At 63.9% G+C, this 19,676-nt stretch carries 15 protein-coding genes; 9 read left to right on the top strand and 6 right to left on the bottom strand.

Going from position 1 to position 19,676, the window contains the following annotated elements:
- The first annotated feature begins 80 nt into the window (after positions 1–80).
- Positions 81–860 carry a phosphoribosylaminoimidazolesuccinocarboxamide synthase gene (purC, locus tag PQ467_RS09820; RefSeq protein WP_274173256.1) on the top strand — a complete coding sequence of 260 codons (780 nt, stop codon included), beginning with the start codon at positions 81–83 and terminating at the stop codon, positions 858–860.
- A gap of 77 nt (positions 861–937) precedes the next feature.
- On the opposite strand, the gene PQ467_RS09815 is transcribed toward purC, so the two are convergent.
- Complete coding sequence (locus PQ467_RS09815) at positions 938–1,183, bottom strand: hypothetical protein (RefSeq protein ID WP_274173255.1); 246 nt, start codon at positions 1,181–1,183, stop codon at positions 938–940.
- Positions 1,184–1,290: 107 nt separating this feature from the next.
- Between PQ467_RS09815 and PQ467_RS09810 the strand changes: the two genes are divergently transcribed.
- The 6 genes from PQ467_RS09810 to purQ all read left to right on the top strand — a co-directional run bounded on the left by PQ467_RS09810 (position 1,291) and on the right by purQ (position 11,264).
- The gene (locus tag PQ467_RS09810; RefSeq protein WP_274173254.1) at positions 1,291–4,203 is read left to right on the top strand and encodes a M16 family metallopeptidase; all 2,913 of its coding nucleotides are present in this window, start codon (positions 1,291–1,293) and stop codon (positions 4,201–4,203) included.
- Between the two features lie 226 nt (positions 4,204–4,429).
- Positions 4,430–5,608 carry an efflux RND transporter periplasmic adaptor subunit gene (locus PQ467_RS09805; protein ID WP_274173253.1) on the top strand — a complete coding sequence of 393 codons (1,179 nt, stop codon included), beginning with the start codon at positions 4,430–4,432 and terminating at the stop codon, positions 5,606–5,608.
- Between the two features lie 21 nt (positions 5,609–5,629).
- Positions 5,630–8,788 (top strand): efflux RND transporter permease subunit, encoded by a 3,159-nt coding sequence (locus PQ467_RS09800; RefSeq protein ID WP_274173252.1) that lies wholly within the window; start codon positions 5,630–5,632, stop codon positions 8,786–8,788.
- Entirely contained in the window at positions 8,785–10,212 is a 1,428-nt protein-coding gene (locus tag PQ467_RS09795; protein WP_274173251.1) for an efflux transporter outer membrane subunit, read from the top strand. The genes PQ467_RS09800 and PQ467_RS09795 overlap by 4 nt, the downstream gene beginning before the upstream one ends.
- A gap of 146 nt (positions 10,213–10,358) precedes the next feature.
- Positions 10,359–10,589, top strand: coding sequence for a phosphoribosylformylglycinamidine synthase subunit PurS (purS, locus tag PQ467_RS09790; protein ID WP_168604598.1), 231 nt, complete (start codon positions 10,359–10,361; stop codon positions 10,587–10,589).
- Between the two features lie 3 nt (positions 10,590–10,592).
- A complete protein-coding gene (gene purQ / locus PQ467_RS09785; RefSeq protein ID WP_274173250.1) occupies positions 10,593–11,264 on the top strand; it encodes a phosphoribosylformylglycinamidine synthase subunit PurQ in 672 nt (223 codons plus the stop codon).
- A gap of 44 nt (positions 11,265–11,308) precedes the next feature.
- On the opposite strand, the gene PQ467_RS09780 is transcribed toward purQ, so the two are convergent.
- The 3 genes from PQ467_RS09780 to glmU form a co-directional block, all read right to left on the bottom strand.
- Positions 11,309–13,696, bottom strand: coding sequence for a putative bifunctional diguanylate cyclase/phosphodiesterase (locus PQ467_RS09780; protein ID WP_274173249.1), 2,388 nt, complete (start codon positions 13,694–13,696; stop codon positions 11,309–11,311).
- Positions 13,697–13,840: 144 nt separating this feature from the next.
- Positions 13,841–15,664, bottom strand: coding sequence for a glutamine--fructose-6-phosphate transaminase (isomerizing) (glmS, locus tag PQ467_RS09775; protein ID WP_274176123.1), 1,824 nt, complete (start codon positions 15,662–15,664; stop codon positions 13,841–13,843).
- Between the two features lie 100 nt (positions 15,665–15,764).
- Positions 15,765–17,129 (bottom strand): bifunctional UDP-N-acetylglucosamine diphosphorylase/glucosamine-1-phosphate N-acetyltransferase GlmU, encoded by a 1,365-nt coding sequence (gene glmU, locus PQ467_RS09770; RefSeq protein WP_274173248.1) that lies wholly within the window; start codon positions 17,127–17,129, stop codon positions 15,765–15,767.
- 60 nt (positions 17,130–17,189) lie between these two features.
- On the opposite strand from glmU, the gene PQ467_RS09765 reads away from it, so the two are divergent.
- On the top strand, positions 17,190–17,876 hold the full coding sequence (locus PQ467_RS09765) for an HAD-IA family hydrolase (RefSeq protein WP_274173247.1): 687 nt from the start codon (positions 17,190–17,192) through the stop codon (positions 17,874–17,876).
- A complete protein-coding gene (locus tag PQ467_RS09760; RefSeq protein WP_274173246.1) occupies positions 17,873–18,565 on the top strand; it encodes an aspartate/glutamate racemase family protein in 693 nt (230 codons plus the stop codon). Before PQ467_RS09765 ends, PQ467_RS09760 begins: the two co-directional genes overlap by 4 nt.
- On the opposite strand, the gene PQ467_RS09755 is transcribed toward PQ467_RS09760, so the two are convergent.
- Positions 18,562–18,912 carry a DUF2794 domain-containing protein gene (locus tag PQ467_RS09755; RefSeq protein WP_274173245.1) on the bottom strand — a complete coding sequence of 117 codons (351 nt, stop codon included), beginning with the start codon at positions 18,910–18,912 and terminating at the stop codon, positions 18,562–18,564. The two genes, PQ467_RS09760 and PQ467_RS09755, sit on opposite strands and share 4 nt — an antisense overlap.
- Before the next feature lie 9 nt (positions 18,913–18,921).
- Positions 18,922–19,629 carry a serine O-acetyltransferase EpsC gene (gene epsC / locus PQ467_RS09750; protein WP_274173244.1) on the bottom strand — a complete coding sequence of 236 codons (708 nt, stop codon included), beginning with the start codon at positions 19,627–19,629 and terminating at the stop codon, positions 18,922–18,924.
- Between the last annotated feature and the right edge of the window lie 47 nt (positions 19,630–19,676).

The raw sequence follows: 19,676 nt of genomic DNA, 5'->3' as shown, positions 1-19,676 counted from the left end.
CATTCCGGGGCTTGCCTTTTGGCGGCGCTGGGCGCCAAAGGCATGTATTGCCGATCCAGTCAGGAATTAGGGGAAAGCCCATGTCGCGTCGCCGTCAGATCTATGAAGGCAAGGCCAAGATCCTTTACGAGGGTCCTGAGCCGGGCACGATCATCCAGTATTTCAAGGATGATGCCACCGCTTTCAACGCGCTCAAAAAGGGCACGATCAACGGCAAGGGCGTGATCAACAATCGCATCAGCGAATATGTGTTCACCCGCCTGAACCATATCGGCATCCCGACCCACTTCATCCGCCGCCTCAACATGCGCGAACAGCTGGTGCGCCAGTGCGAGATCGTGCCGATCGAGGTGGTGGTGCGCAATGTTGCCGCCGGTTCGATCTCCAAGCGTCTGGGCATCCCCGAGGGCGAGCCGCTGCCCCACACGCTGATCGAATATTATTACAAGGACGATGCGCTGGGCGATCCGATGATCGCCGAAGAGCACATCGCCTGCTTCGGCTGGGCCAGCAATGAGGAAATGCAGGACATTTCCAGCATGGCCATCCGCATCAACGATTTCATGTGCGGCATGTTTGCGGCGATCAACATCCGCCTGATCGACTTCAAGCTCGAATTTGGCCGTATCTGGGACGGCGATTACAGCCGCGTGATCCTGGCCGACGAAATCAGCCCCGACGGTTGCCGTCTGTGGGACATGACTTCGGGCGAGAAGCTGGACAAGGACCGCTTCCGTCAGGATCTGGGCGGCGAGGAAGAAGCCTATCAGGAAGTCGCGCGCCGCCTTGGCCTGCTCGACAATGACGGGCCGAGCGAAGTCCTCGACCTCAACCACCATCGCAAGCTGCGCGGCAAGTAAGCCGGGCGGATTGCGGCCAAACAAAAGGGGCGCTCCTCACCGGGGCGCCCCTTTTTGTTATCCGGCCAATCCTTGCACTATCCCCAGCGCCATTTTGCCGGTTCGCCCTTGATGCGGCAAATGCCGACAAGCGCCAGAGTGGCGGCCACCACGATGGCCGAAAAACCGACCGCATGGGTCCGCGCCGGGAAAAACACATCGCCCAGCGCCACTACCGCGACATAGGCCGCCATCACCACCCAGCCCTGCCAACGGCGCGGCATGCCCCAGCCGTAGCCATAGCGCTTGGCCGGGAACCAGTAGTCCTTGTCCTGCTGTGCCATAAACACCTCCAGAGGGGATAAATTACGCCCTTGGTCATCCATCGGCAAGCGAATACGGCGACAATTGCCCGCTTCCCCTCCGCCGCTTTCCCTCTTACTCTGACGCGATGAAGCCGCGCCCTATTTCGCTTGCACTTGCCGCCCTGTTCGGACTGACTTCGCCCTTGGCGGCGCGCCCGGTGCCATTGCCGCAACATGGCGCGGCCCATCACGCGATTGCCGCCGCCATCGGCACATGGCCGTTCCAAAAGAGCGATATTGCCCCCGATCCGGCCTATCGCTTTGGCCAATTGCCCAACGGGATGCGATATATCCTGCGCCACAATGCAACGCCCAAGGGCGAGATCGCGGTGCGGATGCGCTTTGACGTCGGCTCGCTGGACGAGGGCGAGAAGGAGCGCGGTTTCGCCCATTTCGTCGAGCATATGGCGTTTCAGGGCAGCACCCATGTCGCGCAGGGTGAAATGGTGCGCCTGCTCGAACGCAAGGGACTGGCCTTTGGCGCGCATACCAACGCGTTCACCACCTATGAAACGACAACCTATCACCTCGATTTGCCGCGCAATGCGCCGGACCTGATCGACACGGCGCTGATGCTGATGCGCGAGACGGCGAGCGAACTGACGATTTCGCCCGAGAGCGTGAACAATGAGCGCGGCGTCATCCTGTCGGAAAAGCGCGACCGCAACAGTTGGCAATATCGCGAGGCGCAGGATCGCTACGCCTTTGCCGATCCCAAATCGCGCTATCTGCAACGCAGCCCGATCGGCACCGAGGAAACGCTGGACGGGGCCACGGCCGAGGCGCTGCGCGCATTTTGGCGGCGCAATTATGTGCCGGCAAAGGCGGTGCTGGTGATGGTGGGCGATTTCGATGTGGCCGCCGTCGAGGCCGAAATCCGCACCCGGTTTGCCGATTGGGCGCCATTCGCGCCGAATACGCCCGCCGCGCCCCAGCCTTCGGCGGGACCCATCGACGGGGCCGATGGCGGACGCGATTCGGTCTATCTCGATCCCTCGCTGTCCGAACATATCACCATCACCCGGCGCAGCGCATGGCGCGACGAGCCCGACACATGGGCCAATCGCCGCAAGGGTCTGGCGACCACCGTGGGCTATGCAATCATCAACCGGCGGCTGCAACGACTGTCGCGGCGGCTCGATCCGCCGTTTCGCGCGGCGCAGTTCGGCACGAATGACATTTTCCATGCCGGGCGCGATACGGCGATCAATGTCGATTCGATTGACGGGCGCTGGCGTCGCGCCCTGACCGCCGCGACCACCGAGGTGCGCCGCGCCATCGAGCAGGGCTTTACCCAAAGCGAGATCGACGAACAGGTGGCGGTGCTGACCAGCCTTGCCGAAACCGCGGCCGCGCGCGAGGAAACGCAGGGCAGCGTTGCCCTGGCCAATGCGGCGTTGGCGATGCTGCGCGGCGGGTCGATCCCCTCGGATCCCAACGCCAATCTGGCCTTTTTGAAGGCGCAGACCCCCGCCCTGACGCCCGAGCGCGTGCTGGCCGCGGTCAAGGCCGATATGGCCGCGCTCGACAATCCGCTGATCCGCTTTACCGGGCGGCGCGCGCCCGAAGGTGGAGCGCAGGCCGTTCGTGCGGCGTGGAAGGAAGCCTCCACCACCCCCCTGCCCACGATCATGGAGCCGCCGCCCGCGCCCTTTGCCTATACCGATTTTGGCGCGCCGGGCCGCGTGGTCGAAGACAAGCGCGAACCGCATTTCGGCATCCGCGAAATCCGTTTTGCCAATGGCGTCCGGCTGAACCTGAAACGCACGACGCTCTCGCGCCAATCGGTGCTGGTGCATCTGGCGATTGACGGGGGCCAGATGCTGGCCACCAGCGACAATCCGCTGGCCGTCGAAATGACCGCGATGATGGGCACCGGGGGCCTTGGCAAGCATACGCTGGACGAGATGCAGTCGCTGACGGCAGGCCGGATGGTCAGCCTTGGCCTGACCGCCACGGGCGACAGCTTCAACGCATCGGCAGGCACGCGGCCCAAGGATCTGCTGCTTCAGCTTCAGATGATGGCCGCGCTGATCACCGATCCGGGCTATCGGCAGGAGGGTGAAAACATCTTTCACCAGAATGCCAATACGATGTTCCTGCGCCTGCGCTCCACCCCCGGCAGCGCGTTGCAGAGCGGCATCGGCGGCATCCTGTCGGACAATGATCCGCGCTTCACGCTCCAGCCGGTCACGGCCTATCGCGGCCTGACCTTTGCCAAGCTGAAGGCCGACATCACCGAGCGGCTCCAGCATGGGGCGATCGAGATCGGCCTTGTCGGCGATCTGGACGAGGAGGCCGCGATTGCCGATGTGGCGCGCACCTTTGGCGCGCTGCCCGTGCGCGAGGCCGAGTTCCGCCAATATGACGCTCAGCGCAAGCGCCCCTTTACCGCCAAGCGGGGCGAGCGCACACTGACCCATACCGGGCCTGCGGATCAGGCTCTGATCTATGAGGTCTGGCCCACGCGCGATGATCGCGATCCCAATGAAAAGCAGGTGTTCAACATGCTGCAGCGCGTGGTGCGCATCCAGTTGACCGAGACTTTGCGCCAGAAACTGGGCCGTTCCTATTCGCCAAGCGCCAGCAGTGATCTGAGCCGGGTCTGGCGCGATTACGGCACCTTTGCCGTGGCCGCCTCGGTGGATGTGGCCAGCGTGGATGTGGCCAAACAGGCGATTGACGAGGCGATCGAGGCGCTGGCCAAAGCGCCGCCGTCACAGGATCTGATGCTGCGCGCGCGCCAGCCCTTGCTCGAAACCATCGACAACACGCTCAACACCAATGGCGGCTGGCTGGGCATTGTCGCGCTGGCGCAGAGCGAGCCGGATCAGATCGAGCGGCAGGTGAACGCCGCGCAAAGGCTGCGCGCCGTGACGCCGGAGGCGGTGCAGGCCGCGGCGCGGCGCTATCTGGCCGCGCGCGATGCGGTGCGCATCACCGTCCTGCCCGAAGCGCAGACGAAAGAGCCGATGGCCACGGCCAAACAGCCGGGTTGAAGCGCGCGGAGGGGCAATAACGCTCGAAATGGGTTTTGTTTCCCGTCATGACGGACTTTGGCCATAATTTTCCCGAATGGGCGAAAAGTGAGCCAAAAAGCGTATGCCTTGCGACAAATAATTACCCTTTTTCCGACATTCTGCTCCTTTGGCACCCTTGACGTTTGCGGCCCACCACCGGAAAGCCGCATGCGTAGAACGATTGTATCAGTACCGGGGGCTTTTCATGCTTATTCGCCGTCGCCTTGCCTCCCTCACGGGTGGGCCCGCCATGCTGGCCGTCAGCCTCGCGCTGGCGCTGTCTGCGTGTTCGGGCGGGCCGCAACGCGACAAAAAGACCCCGCAGGTCGGCTATTCCGAGGTCAAGCTGACCGAAGTGCCGCTGGAAATCGAACTGCCCGGCCGCACCGCGCCCTATCGTCAGGGGCAGGTCCGGCCGCAGGTTTCGGGTGTGCTGATGCGCCGCCTGTTCACCGAGGGCCAATTGGTGCATCAGGGCCAGCCCCTGTATCAGATCGACCCCAGCGTCTATCGCGCCGCCGCCGATCAGGCCGCCGCCAATCTGGTCAGCGCGCAGGCGAGCGCCGAAGCCGCCAAGATCAAGGCCGACCGTTACAAGCCTCTGGCGCAGGATCAGGCCGTGGCGCAGCAGGATTATACCGATGCCGCCGCCACCGCGCGCACCAGCGCCGCGGCTGTCGCGCAATATCGCGCCGCCCTGAATGCGGCCAAGGTCAATCTGCGCTTTACCACCGTTCCCGCGCCGATCACCGGCCGCATCGGCCGCTCGCTCTATACCGAAGGCGCGCTGGTTACGGCGAACCAGACCGATCCGCTTTCGGTGATCTCGGCGCTCGACCCGATCTATGTCGATATTCAGCAAAGCAGCGCCAGCCTGATGAAGCTGCGCAAGGAATTTGCCGATGGCGGCATCAAGGAGGTCGGCAAGGTCGCGCTGATTCTGGATGACGGCAGCGAATATCCGATCCCCGGCACGCTGGAATTTTCCGAAGTCACGGTCGACACCGCCACCGGCACAGTCGCGCTGCGCGCCAAATTCGCCAATCCCGACGGCACGCTGCTGCCCGGCCTGTTCGTGCGCACTCGCGTGTCGCAGGGCAAGCAGAGCAAAGTCGTGCTGGTGCCGCAGGGCGCGCTGAGCCGCGATCCACGCGGTGGCGCAACGGTGATGGTGCTGGGCGCGGGCAACAAGGCGGAAATCCGCAAGGTGAGTGCAGACCGCACCATCGGCGATCAATGGGTGGTGACCGACGGCCTGAAACCGGGCGACAAGCTGATCACGCAGGGCCTTGGCAAGATCCGTCCGGGTCAGGTCGTGGTGGCCGTGCCCGACACCACGCCGCAGGGCATCAAGCCCGCCGGCAAGAAGCCTTCGGCCAAGTAAGCAGAGACGGGAAAAAGCGTCATGTCGCGCATCTTTATTGACCGTCCGATCTTTGCATGGGTGATCGCGATCATCATCATGCTGGCCGGTATCGCCGGGGTTTCGACCCTGCCGGTCCAGCAGTTTCCCGATATTGCACCGCCCCAGGTGAACATCAACGCCAATTATCCGGGCGCGTCGGCGGCGATTCTGGAAACCAGCGTCACGCAGGTGATCGAGCAGCAATTGACCGGCCTTGACGGGCTGCTCTACTTCTCGTCCACGTCGAGTTCATCGGGATCGGTGTCGATTTCGGCCACGTTCGAAAAGGGCACCAACCCCGACATCGCCCAGGTGCAGGTGCAGAACAAGGTGCAGCAGGCCCTCTCGCGCCTGCCCACGGTGGTTCAGCAGCAAGGCGTGCGCGTAACGAAGTCGAACCCCGACTTCCTGCTCGTGGCCTATGTGGTCGATACGTATGACCGCACGACCAACATCGACGTCTCCGACTTTCTGGCGAGCCGGTTGCAGGAACCGATCGGGCGCATCGAAGGCGTGGGCCAGACCAACATCTTTGGCGCGCAATATGCGATGCGCGTGTGGATGGATCCAAACAAGCTGGCCGCCAATCAGTTGATGCCCTCCGACATTATCACCGCGATCACGGCCCAGAATGCCGAAGTGGCCGCCGGTGAAATCGGCGCCGTGCCCTCGCCTGCGGGCCAGATGCTGGATGCCACGGTGACGGCACAGTCGCGCCTGACCAGCCCGGAAGAATTTGCCCAGATCGTGGTCAAGAGCGCCACGAGCGGCGCGACCGTGCGCCTCTCGGATGTGGCGCGGATTGAACTGGGCGCTGAATCCTATGGCGTGGTCAGCCGCGTCAACGGCCATCCGGGCGCGGCGCTGGCCATCTCGCTGGCGCCGGGCGCGGACGCTTTGGCCACGGCCAAGCTGGTCAAGGCCAAGTATGCCGAGCTCTCCAAGAGCTTCCCGGCGGGCTATACCTATGGCTTTGCCAATGACTCGACGCGGTTTATTTCCAAGTCGGTGGCCGACGTGGTCGAAACGCTGTTCGAGGCGATCATCCTCGTCGTGATCGTGATGTTCGTCTTTCTGCAAAGCTGGCGGGCCACGCTGATCCCGGCGATTGCGGTGCCGGTGGTCATGCTGGGCACTTTCGCGATCTTTGCGGTGGCGGGCTATTCGATCAACACGCTGACGCTGTTCGGGCTGGTGCTGGCCATCGGCCTGCTGGTCGATGACGCGATTGTGGTGGTGGAAAATGTCGAGCGGTTGATGGCCGAAAATCCGGGCATGACCCCGCGCGAGGCCACCATCGAATCGATGAAGGAAATCTCGATCGCGCTGATCGCCATTGCGCTGGTGCTCTCGGCGGTGTTCATGCCGATGGCCTTTTTTGGCGGCTCGACGGGCGTGATCTATCGTCAGTTCTCGCTGACCATCGTGGCGGCCATGGCGCTTTCGGTGGTGGTGGCGCTGGTGCTGTCGCCGGCTCTTACCACCACGATCCTGAAGCGGCCCGAGGATGAGGATGAAACCTCGCTGGTCGGCCGGGCCAGCCATTGGATGCGGGTGCGCTTTGATCGCTATTTCGGGCGCCTGCTGGAATGGTATCACCCCAAGGCGAGCTGGGCCGCGACGCATAAGCGTATCCCGATCATTGCCTATGGCGTGGTGCTGGTGGCGCTGGTTGTGCTGTTCGTGCGCATGCCCACCGGCTTTCTGCCTTCGGAAGATCAGGGCATGGCCCAGATCAGCTTCCAGTTGCCCGCGGGCGCGACGCTGGAGCGCACGCAGCAGGCGCAGTTGGCCATCGAGAAATATTTCCTCACCCATGACAAGAACAATGTCGATGCCGTGCTGGTCGTGGCGGGCGGCGCGCAGGGCGGCGGCAGCGGCCAGAACGCGGGCCGCGGCTTCGTTTCTCTGACCGATTGGGACAAGCGCGAGGGCGCTGAAAATTCTGCCGAGGCCATCACCCGCCGCGCAACGCAGGCGATCAGCAGCGGTTATCGCGATCTGGAATTCTACGCGCTGCAACCGCCCACCGTGCGCGGCCTGGGCCAGGCCACCGGCTTTACCGCCGAGGTGCTGAACAGCGGCAACATGGATGCCGAAGCCTTTGCCAAGTTGCGCGATGAAATTCTGGCCGAGGCGCGCACCCTGCCCCAGCTTGCCAACGTGCGCCTGACCGGCCTGCCGGATCAGCCCACGCTCAAGATCACCACCGACACGGCCAAGCTGGCGGCGCTGGGCGTGGCGCCCTCGGACGTGAACACCACGCTGGCGGCGGCCTGGGGCGGTCGCTACGTCAATGACTTTGTCGATCGCGGGCGTGTGAAGCGCGTCTATGTGATGGGCGATGCGCAATATCGTTCGCGCCCCGAAGATCTCTCGCAATGGCAGGTGCGCAACAGCAGCGGCAAGATGGTGCCCTTCTCGGCCTTTGCCAGCTTTACGTGGAGCAAGGCGCCCAACGCGACCTACCGCTTCTCGGGCACGCCGAATTTCGAGGTGTCGGGCCAGTCCTCGCCGGGCTATTCCTCGGGCGATGCGATGAATGCGTTCGAGGCGCTGGTGGCGCAATATCCCGATGTGTCCATCGCATGGTCGGGCGCCTCCTATCAGGAACGCCTGTCCTCGGGTCAGGCGCCGCTGCTCTATTCGGTCTCGCTGATCGTGGTGTTCCTGTGCCTCGCCGCTCTTTACGAAAGCTGGAGCATTCCTTTTGCCGTGCTGCTGGTCATTCCGGTGGGTCTGGTCGGCGCGGTGGCGATGGTCACGTTGCGCGGGCTGCAAAATGACGTCTATCTCCAGATCGGCCTGACAACGACTATGGGTCTGGCCGCGAAGAATGCGATCCTGATGATCGAATTTGCCGAACAGGGCGAAAAGGCGGGCAAGGATCCGATCACGGCGGTGCTGGATGCGGCGCGGATGCGTTTGCGGCCGATCCTGATGACCTCCTGCGCGTTCATCTTCGGCGTGCTGCCGCTGGCCATTGCCACGGGGGCGGGCGCCAATGCGCGCATCGCCATCGGCACTTCGGTGATCGGCGGCATGCTGACCGCCACGGGTCTGGCGATTTTCTTCATCCCGCTCTTCTTCGTGCTGGTGCGCGGCGGTTTCCGTCAGTTCCGCCGCAAGAAAGCCGACGAACAGGGAGCGGTGGCATGAAGAACCTCTCCCTGATCGTGGCTCTGGCTCTGGTGGTGGGCCCGGCAGGACTCGAAGCCCGCCCGCGCGCCGATCAACCCGCCGATCCCGCGCCCTTGCCGATCCCCTCCGCATGGCCCAAGGGCGAGGCCTATGTCCTGCCCGCTGATGCGGCGCTGCCGTCCTATTCCTATGCGCAGGTTTTGGCCGATCCGCGTCTGGTCAAGGTGATTGAACTGGCGCTGGCCAAAAATCAGGATCTGGCCTTGGCGCTGGCCAATATCGAGACGGCGCGCAATCAGTATCTGGTGCAGCGCGGCGCGCTTTTTCCCGAGATCGACGCCAATGGGGCCTATACCCATGCAGGCGGCGATGGGACCCGCGTGGGCGGGGCGACGACCAAGGGCGATTCGGCCAGCGCAACCGGCGCTCTGGCCAGCTATGAGGTCGATCTGTTCGGGCGCGTGCGCGGCCTGACGGCGGCGGCGAAGGCGACCTATCTGGCCAGCGAGGCCGGATCGCGCGCCACGCGCCTGACGCTGATCGCCAATGTGGCCAATGGCTGGCTGACCTATGCGGCAGATCGGAGCCTGTTGAAACTGGCGCAGGATACGGCGGCCAGCGCGGAAAAAAGCGTGGCTTTGACCCGGCGGCGGGTTGAGGGCGGGATCGGCCTGCTGGCCGATCAACGCAAGGCCGAACTGACCCTGCGCACGGCGCAGGCCGATGTTGCGGCCCAGACCAACGCCGTGGCGCAGGACCTTAATGGCCTGCGCCTGCTGGTGGGCGATGATGTGCCGGGCGATTGGCTGCCCGGCTCGATTGACGATGCGGCCTCGCATCTGGCGCCGGTTGCGGCGGGGCTCGATTCCTCGATCCTCCTGCGCCGCCCGGATGTGGCGCAGGCGGAATTTGCGCTGCGCTCGGCCTATGCCAATGTCGATGCGGCGCGCGCGGCGCTTTATCCCCGGATAACGCTGACCGGCGTGGCCGGCGTGGCCACCACGGCGCTCTCCAGCCTGTTTTCGCCCGCCAATTTCGCATGGGGCCTGACCTCGGCGGTCTCGTGGCCGATCTTCAAGGGCGGGGCGGCCAAGGCGTCCTATCGCGTCAGTCAGGCTCAGCGTGATGCGGCGCTGGCCACCTATCGCAAGACGGTCCAAAGCGCGTTTCAGGACGTGGCCAACGTGCTGGCGCGGCGCGGGACGATCGAGGCGCAGGTCGAGGCCGTCCGCGCCGGGCGCGATGCGGCCTATGACAATTACCGTCTGGTCAATCGCCGTTATGAAGGCGGGATCGGCACATGGCTTGACGCATTGACCGCGCAGCAGGCGCTCTATTCGGCCGAAAAGACGCTGGTTACGGTGCAATTTACACGGGCGGGCAATCTGGTCGGGCTCTATCGCGCCTTGGGCGGCGACAGCGCGGCCATTACCCCGCGCTAAGGGATCAAGCGGGCTTTTTGACGGCAAAAGGCCCGCGCCCCCTTGGCTTTTGCGCCATTGCGCGCCATAGGCGGGGCCGATTCTACAACGATGCATCAACGGTGCATCGCACCCATCAGGTGCCATAACAGAAAGGCCGCCCAGCGATGAAAGTGCGCGTTTACGTCAGCCTCAAGAACGGGGTGCTCGATCCGCAGGGCCGCGCGATCCACCATGCCATCGAAGGTCTCGGCTTTTCGGGCGTTTCCGACGTCCGCGCCGGCCGTTTGATCGAGCTGGAAGTGGACGAGACGGTCAGCGATGCAGCGCTTGAAGAAATGGCGCAAAAGCTGCTCGCCAATTTGGTGATCGAGAACTACCGCATCGAGAGGGTGTAAGCCATGCGTTCGGCAGTCATCACCTTTCCCGGTTCGAATTGCGACCGCGACATGGCCGTGGCCGTTGAGCAGGTTTGCGGCGGCGAGGTTCACCGCGTCTGGCATGGCGATGCCGCCCTGCCCGAGGGTCTGGACTTCATCGCCCTTCCCGGCGGTTTCTCCTATGGCGACTATCTGCGCAGCGGCGCGATGGCGGCCCGCAGCCCGATCATGCGCGCTGTGATCGAGGCGGCCAATCGCGGCGTCAAGGTGCTGGGCGTGTGCAACGGCTTTCAGGTGCTGACCGAGGCGGGTCTGCTGCCCGGCGCGCTGATGCGCAATGCAGGCATCCGCTTTGTCTGCCGCGAAGTGAAGCTGACGGTGGACAACAACAACAGCGCCTTCACGCATCGCTATTTCAAGGGTCAGACGATCACGATCCCCGTGGCGCATCACGACGGCAATTTCTTTGCTGATGATGCCACGCTCGACCGCCTTGAAGGCGAAGGCCGCGTGGCTTTCCGCTATGCCGAGGACGTCAACGGCTCGGCGCGCAATATCGCGGGCGTGCTCAACGAGGGCGGCAATGTGCTGGGCATGATGCCGCATCCCGAACGCTTCATCGAAGCGGCGCAGGGCGGCATTGATGGCCGCGCGCTGTTCGAAGGCGTGACCAAGGCGCTGCTGAGCGCCTGATCGCAGCCAAAGGGCGGAAATGGAGAGGCGGGTTGGCAGACGGGTCAGCCCGCCTTTTCTTCTGCCCCCGGTGCCTGGCGCGTGGCAAACATATCGCGCAATTCCTCGACGCCGCGCGCCTCGCCATAGGCCAGCCCCTGAAGACGGCGGCAACCCAGTTTACAGGCAATGTCCAGCTCTTGCGGTGTTTCCACACCCTTGGCGATGGTGATCATTTCCAGACTGTCGGCAATCGCCACGGCGGCGCGGATCATCGCCACGCTTTCCGCATTGCCGGATGCCGCGCCCTTCATCAGCGCGCGGTCCAGCTTGATCGCGTCAAAGCGCATTTCGCACAGAACCGCGACCGAGGCCTGGCCCGCGCCGAAATCGTCAAGGATCACCGAACAGCCCAGCCCGGTCAGCCGCTCGATCGTTGCGCGCGCCAGCGCCGGATCGCGCTGGAACAGGCTTTCCGTCACCTCGATCTCCAGACGCTGCGGGGCCAGATTGCTGACCGCCAGCGCGGTGACGACATGATCGATAAAGGCCGGGTCGAGCGCCTGCTTGTCGGAAACATTGACCGAGACGCGCAGATTGCCGGGCCATTGCGCCACCTGATGGCAGGCTTCCTTCAGCACCCAGGCACCGATCGGCAGGCTCAGGCGCGTATCCTCGGCCAAGGAGAGGAAGCGGTCGGGCGACACACGGCCAAGCTCCGGGCTGTTCCAGCGCAGCAGTGCCTCAAAACCCACCAGTCGCTCGCTTTGTCCATCGACCACCGGCTGATAGAACATCTCGAATTCCTGCCGCTCAACGGCGGCGCGCAGCGCTTCCTCCAGCCAGGCGCGCGCCTCGGCCTCGGCGCGCAACGCTTCGTCAAAGGCCGAATGCATGCCGCGCCCGTTGCGCTTGGCGCGATAGAGCGCGAAATCGGCGTTGCGCATCAGCGCGGGCACGCTGCCCCCGTCCACCGGGCCGAAGGCCGAGCCGACCGAGGCGCCGATCGTCAATTCATGGCCATCGACATAATAGGGTTGCGAAAGATCCGCGATAATCGCCTGCGCCAGTCGGGCCACCAAAGTGCGCTCATTGGCCTGACGCAGCACCACGCAGAATTCATCGCCGCCCAGCCGCCCGCATAGCGAATTGGGCGTCATCAGCACCTTCAAACGCTCGGCCACCTGGCTCAGCAACTGATCGCCCACGGGATGGCCCAACGTGTCATTGACCGCCTTGAACCGGTCGAGGTCGATCATCATGAAGGCGCATTGCCCATCACTCTCACGCGCGGCCACCAGCGCATTTTCCAGCGCATCAATCACCATCATGCGATTGGGCAGGCCAGTCAGCGTATCATAGCGCGCCAGATAGGCGATTTTCTCGCTGGTCTCCTGCTGTTCGGTCACGTCCGATGCCACGCCGCGAAAGCCCATAAAGGCCCCCGCTTCATCATAGCGCGGCGCGCCCGAGAGCGACCAATAGCGACGCGTCCCCTGCACCATCACCCGCACAACAAGGTTCGAAAAGCTCTCGCGCGCCTTGAAGCGCTCCTCCAGTTCCTTGAGCCCGGGCACCGAGCCACGCTCATACCCGCGCCCTTCGCCCGACCGCGGATCACCGCCCGGACCCAGCAGCAGCGAGAGAAAACCCGCGCCCTCGATCTCTCCCGGCGCCATGCCCATGGCTTCGGCAAAGCGCTCCGATACCGCGCGCACCCGGCGCTGGGCGTCGGTCTGCCACAGCCAGTCGGCCTCGTCCTCGTCAAATTCGCGCAGCAGCAGGCTCACCACCTCGTTGCGTTCAGCCATGCCCGCCACGGCAAGGCGCGAGGCGAGGAAGTGGCGCGATGCCTCGATCGTGCCCAACGCGATGCTGGCGACAAACAGCGCGGCGACCCCGGCCATGCCCGGTTGGAGCAGGGTGAAAAAGCCCACCACCGAACCGCAGCCGACAATCGTGGAGAAAAGCAGCGTGGACAGGGGCACCGTCGGCACGATTACCGCCGAAACGGTCATCAGCATCGCCAGCACGGTCCAGAATTCATAGCGCAGATGCACCGGCGCCTGAGGCAGGAAGAACAGCAGCGGCGAGGCCCAGACCAGCGCATTGATGATCGTGCCCAGCGCCTGACGCCGGAATTCGATATTGGACATGCGGCGGCGGTCGGCGTCGCTCAATTGCCCTTCGTTGCGCACACTATAGGTTAACGAGGCACACAGCGCGCCCAGCCATCCCCCGATCATCGTATGGCTGACATAGGGGGCAAACAGCAGCACCGAGACAATCGCGGCCAGCGCCTGCGCCCATAGACGCGCGCGCGCCACCAGCGCCAGTTGCGAATATTGCAGCCCGCGCAGACGCGCCCATTCGTCCGTTCCTTGGCCGGAAAGGCCAAGCACCGACCAGATGCTCAATTCGCCGATCGCGTGGGGGGAAATCGCATGAGTCATTGCAGGGGAACCTACGCTGCAATGCCTATCGCCATGTGTAATGGATTTGGTAAACGGCACGTCAACCTATTGCCGTTTGATGGTTAAAAAACGGGGCGGAAACAATCAGATGCCCTGATGTTTCCGCCCCGCCAAACGCGTCAATTATTCAACCGTCACCGACTTTGCCAGATTGCGCGGCTGGTCAACGTCGGTGCCCTTAACGCAGGCCACATGATAGGCCAGCAACTGCACCGGCACGGCATAGACCAGCGGCGCAATCAGCGGATGGACCTGCGGCATCTCGATGGTGGCCATACAGCCCTCGCCCGCCTCGGCCAGCCCTTCGGCGTCCGAGATCAGCACGATCTTGCCGCCGCGCGCGCGGACCTCCTGCATGTTCGAAACGGTCTTTTCAAACAGCGGCCCCGAGGGCGCGATCACGATCACCGGCACATGCTCGTCGATGAGCGCGATGGGGCCGTGCTTCATCTCGCCCGATGCATAACCTTCGGCGTGGATATAGCTGATTTCCTTGAGCTTAAGCGCGCCCTCCAGCGCCAGGGGATAATCCTGTCCGCGCCCCAGATAGAGCACATCGCGCGCCGGTGCGATCAGATGCGCCATGGCCGCAATCGCATCGTCATAGGCCAGCGCGGCGTTGAGCGCAGCGGGCGTCTCGATCAGGTTGCGCACCACCTCGCGCTCTTCCTCGCGCGTCATCCGCCCGCGCTTGACCGCCAGATGCGCGGCCAGAGCCGCCAGCACAGCAAGCTGGCAGGTGAAGGCCTTGGTCGAGGCGACACCGATTTCCGGCCCGGCATGGGTGGGCAGCAGCAGGTCCGCCTCACGCGCCATGGAACTGGTCGGCACATTGACCACCACCGCGATGGTTTGCCCATTGGCCTTGCAATGGCGCAAAGCGGCCAGCGTGTCAGCGGTCTCGCCCGACTGGCTGATGAAAATCGCCAGACCGCCCGGCTCCAGCACGGGGTCGCGATAGCGGAATTCGGACGCCACATCGATGTCCACCGGCAGGCGCGCGAAATGCTCGAACCAGTATTTCGCCACCAGCCCGGCATAGAACGAAGTGCCGCAAGCCACGATGGTCACGCGCTTGATCGCCGACAGGTCGAAATCAATCTGCGGCAACGCCACGCTCTCATCATCGCGGCGCACATAGCTTTGCAGCGTCTGGGCCACGACGGTGGGCTGATCGTAGATTTCCTTCTGCATGAAGTGGCGGAAATTGCCCTTTTCCACCGCCGCCGCCGAAGCGCCGCTGGCCACAATCGCGCGTGTGACGGGATTGTTGTCCTTGTCGTAAATCTCCACCCCTTCGCGTCGGATGACGACCCAGTCGCCTTCCTCCAGATAGGTGATGCGCTGCGTCAAAGGCGCCAGCGCCAGCGCGTCCGAGCCGAGGAAGGTCTCACCCTCGCCATAGCCCAGCACCAGCGGCGAGCCGAGGCGAGCGCCGATCAGCATGTCGGGATGTTCGCGGAACGCAATGGCCAGCGCAAAGGCGCCGCGCAATTGCGGCAGGGCGGCCTTGACCGCCTCGACCGGCGAGAGCCCGCCCTCGACCAGATCCGACACCAGATGGGCCACCACCTCCGTATCGGTTTCCGATTCAAACACGCGCCCCTTGGCCTGCAGCATTTCGCGCAAAGGGCGGAAGTTTTCGATGATCCCATTATGGACCAGCGCCAGCTTTTCCGTAGCATGGGGATGGGCATTGGCGGCCGTGGGCGCGCCATGCGTGGCCCAGCGCGTATGGGCGATGCCCACAAGGCCCGGCGCGGGATTGACCGCCAGTTCCTTGACCAGATTCTGCAATTTGCCCGGCGCGCGGCGGCGGATCAATTCGCCGTCATAAACCGTACAAACGCCCGCCGAGTCATAGCCGCGATATTCCATCCGGCGCAAACCATCGACCAGACGATCCGCCACCTCTTCCTTGCCGACAATGCCGATAATGCCGCACATATGTTCAGCCGCCCCTTTATCCATCCGTGGCCGGGGCATGCCCGACCATTCCTTGCCGCCCCCTATAGGAGCCAAACGCTTTCTGTCCGATTAAGCCGGATTACCCCTGCTTTTCGGCCTTTTTCTTCTTCATCGCATCATGAAACTGGTCGGCCCAGCCGGGCTTTACCATCTGTTCGGCGCGCACCAACCGCAATTCGCCATCGCCCACATCGCGCGACACCGCGCTGCCGGCCGCCACAATGGCGTCCTTGCCGATGCGTACCGGCGCGATCAGCGCGCTGTTCGAACCGATAAAGGCACGCTCGCCGATCACGGTCTTGTATTTGAAATAGCCGTCATAGTTGCAGGTGATCGTGCCCGCGCCCAGATTGGCCGCCGCACCCACCTCCGCATCGCCGACATAGGAAAGGTGGTTGACCTTGGCGCCTTCGCCGATGGTCGCCTTCTTGATTTCGACGAAATTGCCGATCTTGGCCTTGACGCCGATATCCGCACCGGGGCGCAGGCGGGCATAGGGGCCAAGCTCCGCCTTGCTGGCCACGCTCGCACCCTCCAGATGGCTGAAGGCGTGGATGGTGACATGATCGGCCACGCTCACGCCGGGGCCAAACACCACGTTGGGCTCGATCAGCACATCGCGGCCGATCTTCGTATCCCAACTGAACCACACGGTTTCCGGCGCGATCAGCGTGGCGCCATCGGCCATCGCCTGCGCACGGCGGCGGTCCTGCCAGCGGCGTTCGGCATCGGCCAATTCGGCGCGGCTGTTGATTCCGGCGACCTCATCGGGGTCGGCGGTGACGACTACAGCGGCGCGATCCCCATCGGCCAGAGCGATGTTCACAATATCGGGCAGGTAATATTCGCCCTGCGCATTGTTGTTGTCCACCCGCGCCAGCAGGGCAAAGAGATCGCCCGAACGCGCCGCTAAGAGGCCCGAATTGCACAGCTTCGTCGCGCGTTCGGCCTCGGTCGCGTCCTTGAATTCCACCATCTTCACAATGGCATCGCCCTCCGCAATCACCCGCCCATAGGCCAGCGCATCATCAGGCGCAAAGCCCAGCACGACCACCTTGGGCGCATCCTCTGCATGGAGACGCGCAATCATCGAACGCATCGTCTCGGCCGTGACGAACGGCACATCGCCATAGAGCACCAGCACATCGCCATCGAAATCGGCCAGCGCATCCTGCGCCATCTGGACCGCATGGGCCGTGCCATGCTGGGGATCCTGCACCGCGATGGTCGCCCGCGCGCCCAGCGCCTTTTCCAACTGATCGCGCCCATGGCCCGCCGCCACCACCTGCCGCGCAGGCGCCAGATCGGCGGCGCTCGCCAGCAGATGCTCAAGCATCGGCCTTCCGGCAATGGGGTGCAACACCTTGTGGGTGTCGCTTTTCATGCGGGTCCCCTTGCCCGCGGCAAGGACGATGACGGCGAGCGGTGTCGGAATATTTGTCATATCGCTCCCATGCCAGCAAATCCTTGCAGATTCCATACGGACGCGCCATCGGCGTCAGTCATGCACAAATTTCCTTTCGATATCGTCGGATTCGACCTCGACGGCACGCTGATCGACAGCAAACTCGACCTTGGCGTGGCGTTGAACCACGCGTTGGAACAAGGCGGTTTTGCGCCGGTACCGCTCGATATGATCCCGCGCCTTGTGGGCGGGGGTACGCGGGTGTTGATGGAGCGCGCGCTGGCCGTGCAGGGGGCTGTATTGGATGACGATGGCCTTGGTGCCATGGCCGCCCGGCTGGTGGCCTATTATGAAGAGAATATTGCGGTCCATTCGCGCCTGTTTCCGGGCGGGGCCGAAATGCTCGATGATCTGGCCGGGCGCGGAGTGCGGTTGGCCGTTGTGACCAACAAGATGGAACGGTTGGCGCGCAAGCTGTTTGGCGAACTGGGGCTAACCGAGCGGTTCTACACGATCATCGGCGGCGATACGCTGGGCCCGGGGCGGCAAAAGCCCCTGCCCGATCTGCTGCATCTGATGGTCGAGCGTTCGGGGATGGCCTCGCCGCGCACCGCCTATATTGGCGACACGCATTTCGACACCGGCGCGGCGCAGGCGGCGGGCATCCCCTGCGTGGTGTGCAGCTTTGGCTTTAACCAGGGCCAGACCGCGCATCTGGGGGCGGACGCGGTGATCGACCATTTCGACGCGCTGGTGCCTGCGCTGCAACAATTGGGCGGGCGATGAAAACCATCGGCCTGATCGGCGGGATGAGTTGGGAAAGCTCGGCCCATTATTACCGGCTGATCAACGAGGGTGTGCGCGCCGCGCGAGGGGCCACCGCATCGGCGCGCTGCATCCTTTGGTCTTTTGATTTTGCCGAAATCGCGGCCTTGCAACATGCCGGAGACTGGAATGCGCTCTCGCTGCGCATGGTGGAGGCGGCGCGCGCGCTGGAACGGGCCGGAGCGCAGGCGCTGGTCCTCTGCACCAACACGATGCACCGGCTGGCCCCGGACATTGCGGCGGCAACGCCCCTGCCCCTGCTGCATATTGCCGATCCGGCAGCGCAGGCGGCATTGTCGCTGGGCGCAAGGCGGGTTGGCCTGATCGGCACCGCCTTTACCATGGAGCAGCCCTTCCTGCGCGACCGTCTGGCCACTCATGGACTGGAGGTCATCACGCCGGACGCGCAGGATCGCGCCGAGATCCATCGCATTATCTATGACGAGTTGATCGCGGGCATCGTATCGCCCGTTTCGCGCGCGGCCTATCGCGCGATCCTGCATCGTCTGGCTGAACAGGGTGCCGAGGCGATCATTCTTGGCTGCACCGAAATCATGCTGCTGGTCGATGAAAGCGACAGCACCGTGCCGTTGCTCGACACCACCGCGCTGCATGCGGCGGCGGCGGTATCGCTGGCGCTGGCCGACTAGCCCTCGACGATCTTGACCAGCCGCCGCTCGATAATGCTGAGCACGCCGGCCAGTTCATGGCCGCGTTTGAGCACTTGCCCGGCCTCGCCGTAAAGTGCCCACATACCCTGCTTTCCGCGCAGCGAGGGGCGCTTCTCGATCCGCGCCTGCGGCCTTTCGGCGGCGCGTTTGAAGGCGGAAAAACTGGCGGCGTCCTTGCCGAAATCCATCGCGTAATCGCGCCACTGGCCCGCAGCCACCATTCGGCCGTACAGATCAAGGATGCGCATCAACTCGGCCCGATCAAAGGCCACCTGCAACACCGGGCGGGGAAAGGCAACGATTGTGGGCGGGGTCTCCGGCTCCATCGCGCCCGATCAGCCCTTTGTCCCGTCGTGGAAGGCACCGTCATGGCGCCGGTCAGCGGCCAGCAGGTCAGCCACCTGCGCGCGCAGGTCGGCAATCTCTGCCTCCAGCTTGCAGATCCGGCCCACCGCCGGTTCGGCATCCGCACAAGGCTCCTTGCACGGCGTGCCATAGGGGATGAAATCCTTGGCCCATGTCTCGGCGGCAACCAACGTGCTGCGCGCCTTGACGCCCACCATGGTCGCGCCCTCGGGCACATCCTCGGTCACAACGGCATTGGCGCCGACGCGGGCGCGGCGGCCAATGGTGATCGGCCCCAAAATCTGCGCGCCCGAACCGATGATGCTGTCATCCGAAAGGGTCGGGTGGCGCTTGCCCCCGATGCCATTGGCCGGATTGGTCCCGCCCAGCGTGACGCATTGATAGATAGTGACATTATTGCCGATTTCCGCTGTCTCACCGATCACGGTAAAGCCATGGTCGATGAACAGATGGCGCCCGATGGTGGCGCCGGGATGGATGTCGATAGCGGTGAAAAAGCGCGCCAGATGATTAACCGCGCGGGCCAGAAAGAACAGCCGCGCCCGAAACAGGCGATGCGCCACCCTGTGAAAACCGACAGCCCACAGGCCGGGATAAAGCAGCACCTCCCAACGCGAACGCGGCGCAGGATCGCGCGCCACAATCGAGTCCAGATAGGCGATCAGACCTGAAACCATCCCTCAAAATCCCTCTGCGCGCAATGGACTGCCCGCTTCCGCTTTCT

This window comes from Novosphingobium sp. KACC 22771, assembly GCF_028736195.1.
Classification (GTDB): domain Bacteria; phylum Pseudomonadota; class Alphaproteobacteria; order Sphingomonadales; family Sphingomonadaceae; genus Novosphingobium.
Note: the sequence above shows the minus strand (reverse complement) of the source record. Positions and strands in the feature narration are given on the sequence as shown.

Excerpts from the sequence above, each read along its gene's own strand:
- purC (WP_274173256.1), top strand. The coding sequence starts at position 81 with ATGTCGCGTCGCCGTCAGATCTATGAAGGCAAGGCCAAGATCCTTTAC.
- PQ467_RS09815 (WP_274173255.1), bottom strand. The coding sequence starts at position 1,183 with ATGGCACAGCAGGACAAGGACTACTGGTTCCCGGCCAAGCGCTATGGC.
- PQ467_RS09810 (WP_274173254.1), top strand. The coding sequence starts at position 1,291 with ATGAAGCCGCGCCCTATTTCGCTTGCACTTGCCGCCCTGTTCGGACTG.
- PQ467_RS09805 (WP_274173253.1), top strand. The coding sequence starts at position 4,430 with ATGCTTATTCGCCGTCGCCTTGCCTCCCTCACGGGTGGGCCCGCCATG.
- PQ467_RS09800 (WP_274173252.1), top strand. The coding sequence starts at position 5,630 with ATGTCGCGCATCTTTATTGACCGTCCGATCTTTGCATGGGTGATCGCG.
- PQ467_RS09795 (WP_274173251.1), top strand. The coding sequence starts at position 8,785 with ATGAAGAACCTCTCCCTGATCGTGGCTCTGGCTCTGGTGGTGGGCCCG.
- purS (WP_168604598.1), top strand. The coding sequence starts at position 10,359 with ATGAAAGTGCGCGTTTACGTCAGCCTCAAGAACGGGGTGCTCGATCCG.
- purQ (WP_274173250.1), top strand. The coding sequence starts at position 10,593 with ATGCGTTCGGCAGTCATCACCTTTCCCGGTTCGAATTGCGACCGCGAC.
- PQ467_RS09780 (WP_274173249.1), bottom strand. The coding sequence starts at position 13,696 with ATGACTCATGCGATTTCCCCCCACGCGATCGGCGAATTGAGCATCTGG.
- glmS (WP_274176123.1), bottom strand. The coding sequence starts at position 15,664 with ATGTGCGGCATTATCGGCATTGTCGGCAAGGAAGAGGTGGCGGATCGT.
- glmU (WP_274173248.1), bottom strand. The coding sequence starts at position 17,129 with ATGACAAATATTCCGACACCGCTCGCCGTCATCGTCCTTGCCGCGGGC.
- PQ467_RS09765 (WP_274173247.1), top strand. The coding sequence starts at position 17,190 with ATGCACAAATTTCCTTTCGATATCGTCGGATTCGACCTCGACGGCACG.
- PQ467_RS09760 (WP_274173246.1), top strand. The coding sequence starts at position 17,873 with ATGAAAACCATCGGCCTGATCGGCGGGATGAGTTGGGAAAGCTCGGCC.
- PQ467_RS09755 (WP_274173245.1), bottom strand. The coding sequence starts at position 18,912 with ATGGAGCCGGAGACCCCGCCCACAATCGTTGCCTTTCCCCGCCCGGTG.
- epsC (WP_274173244.1), bottom strand. The coding sequence starts at position 19,629 with ATGGTTTCAGGTCTGATCGCCTATCTGGACTCGATTGTGGCGCGCGAT.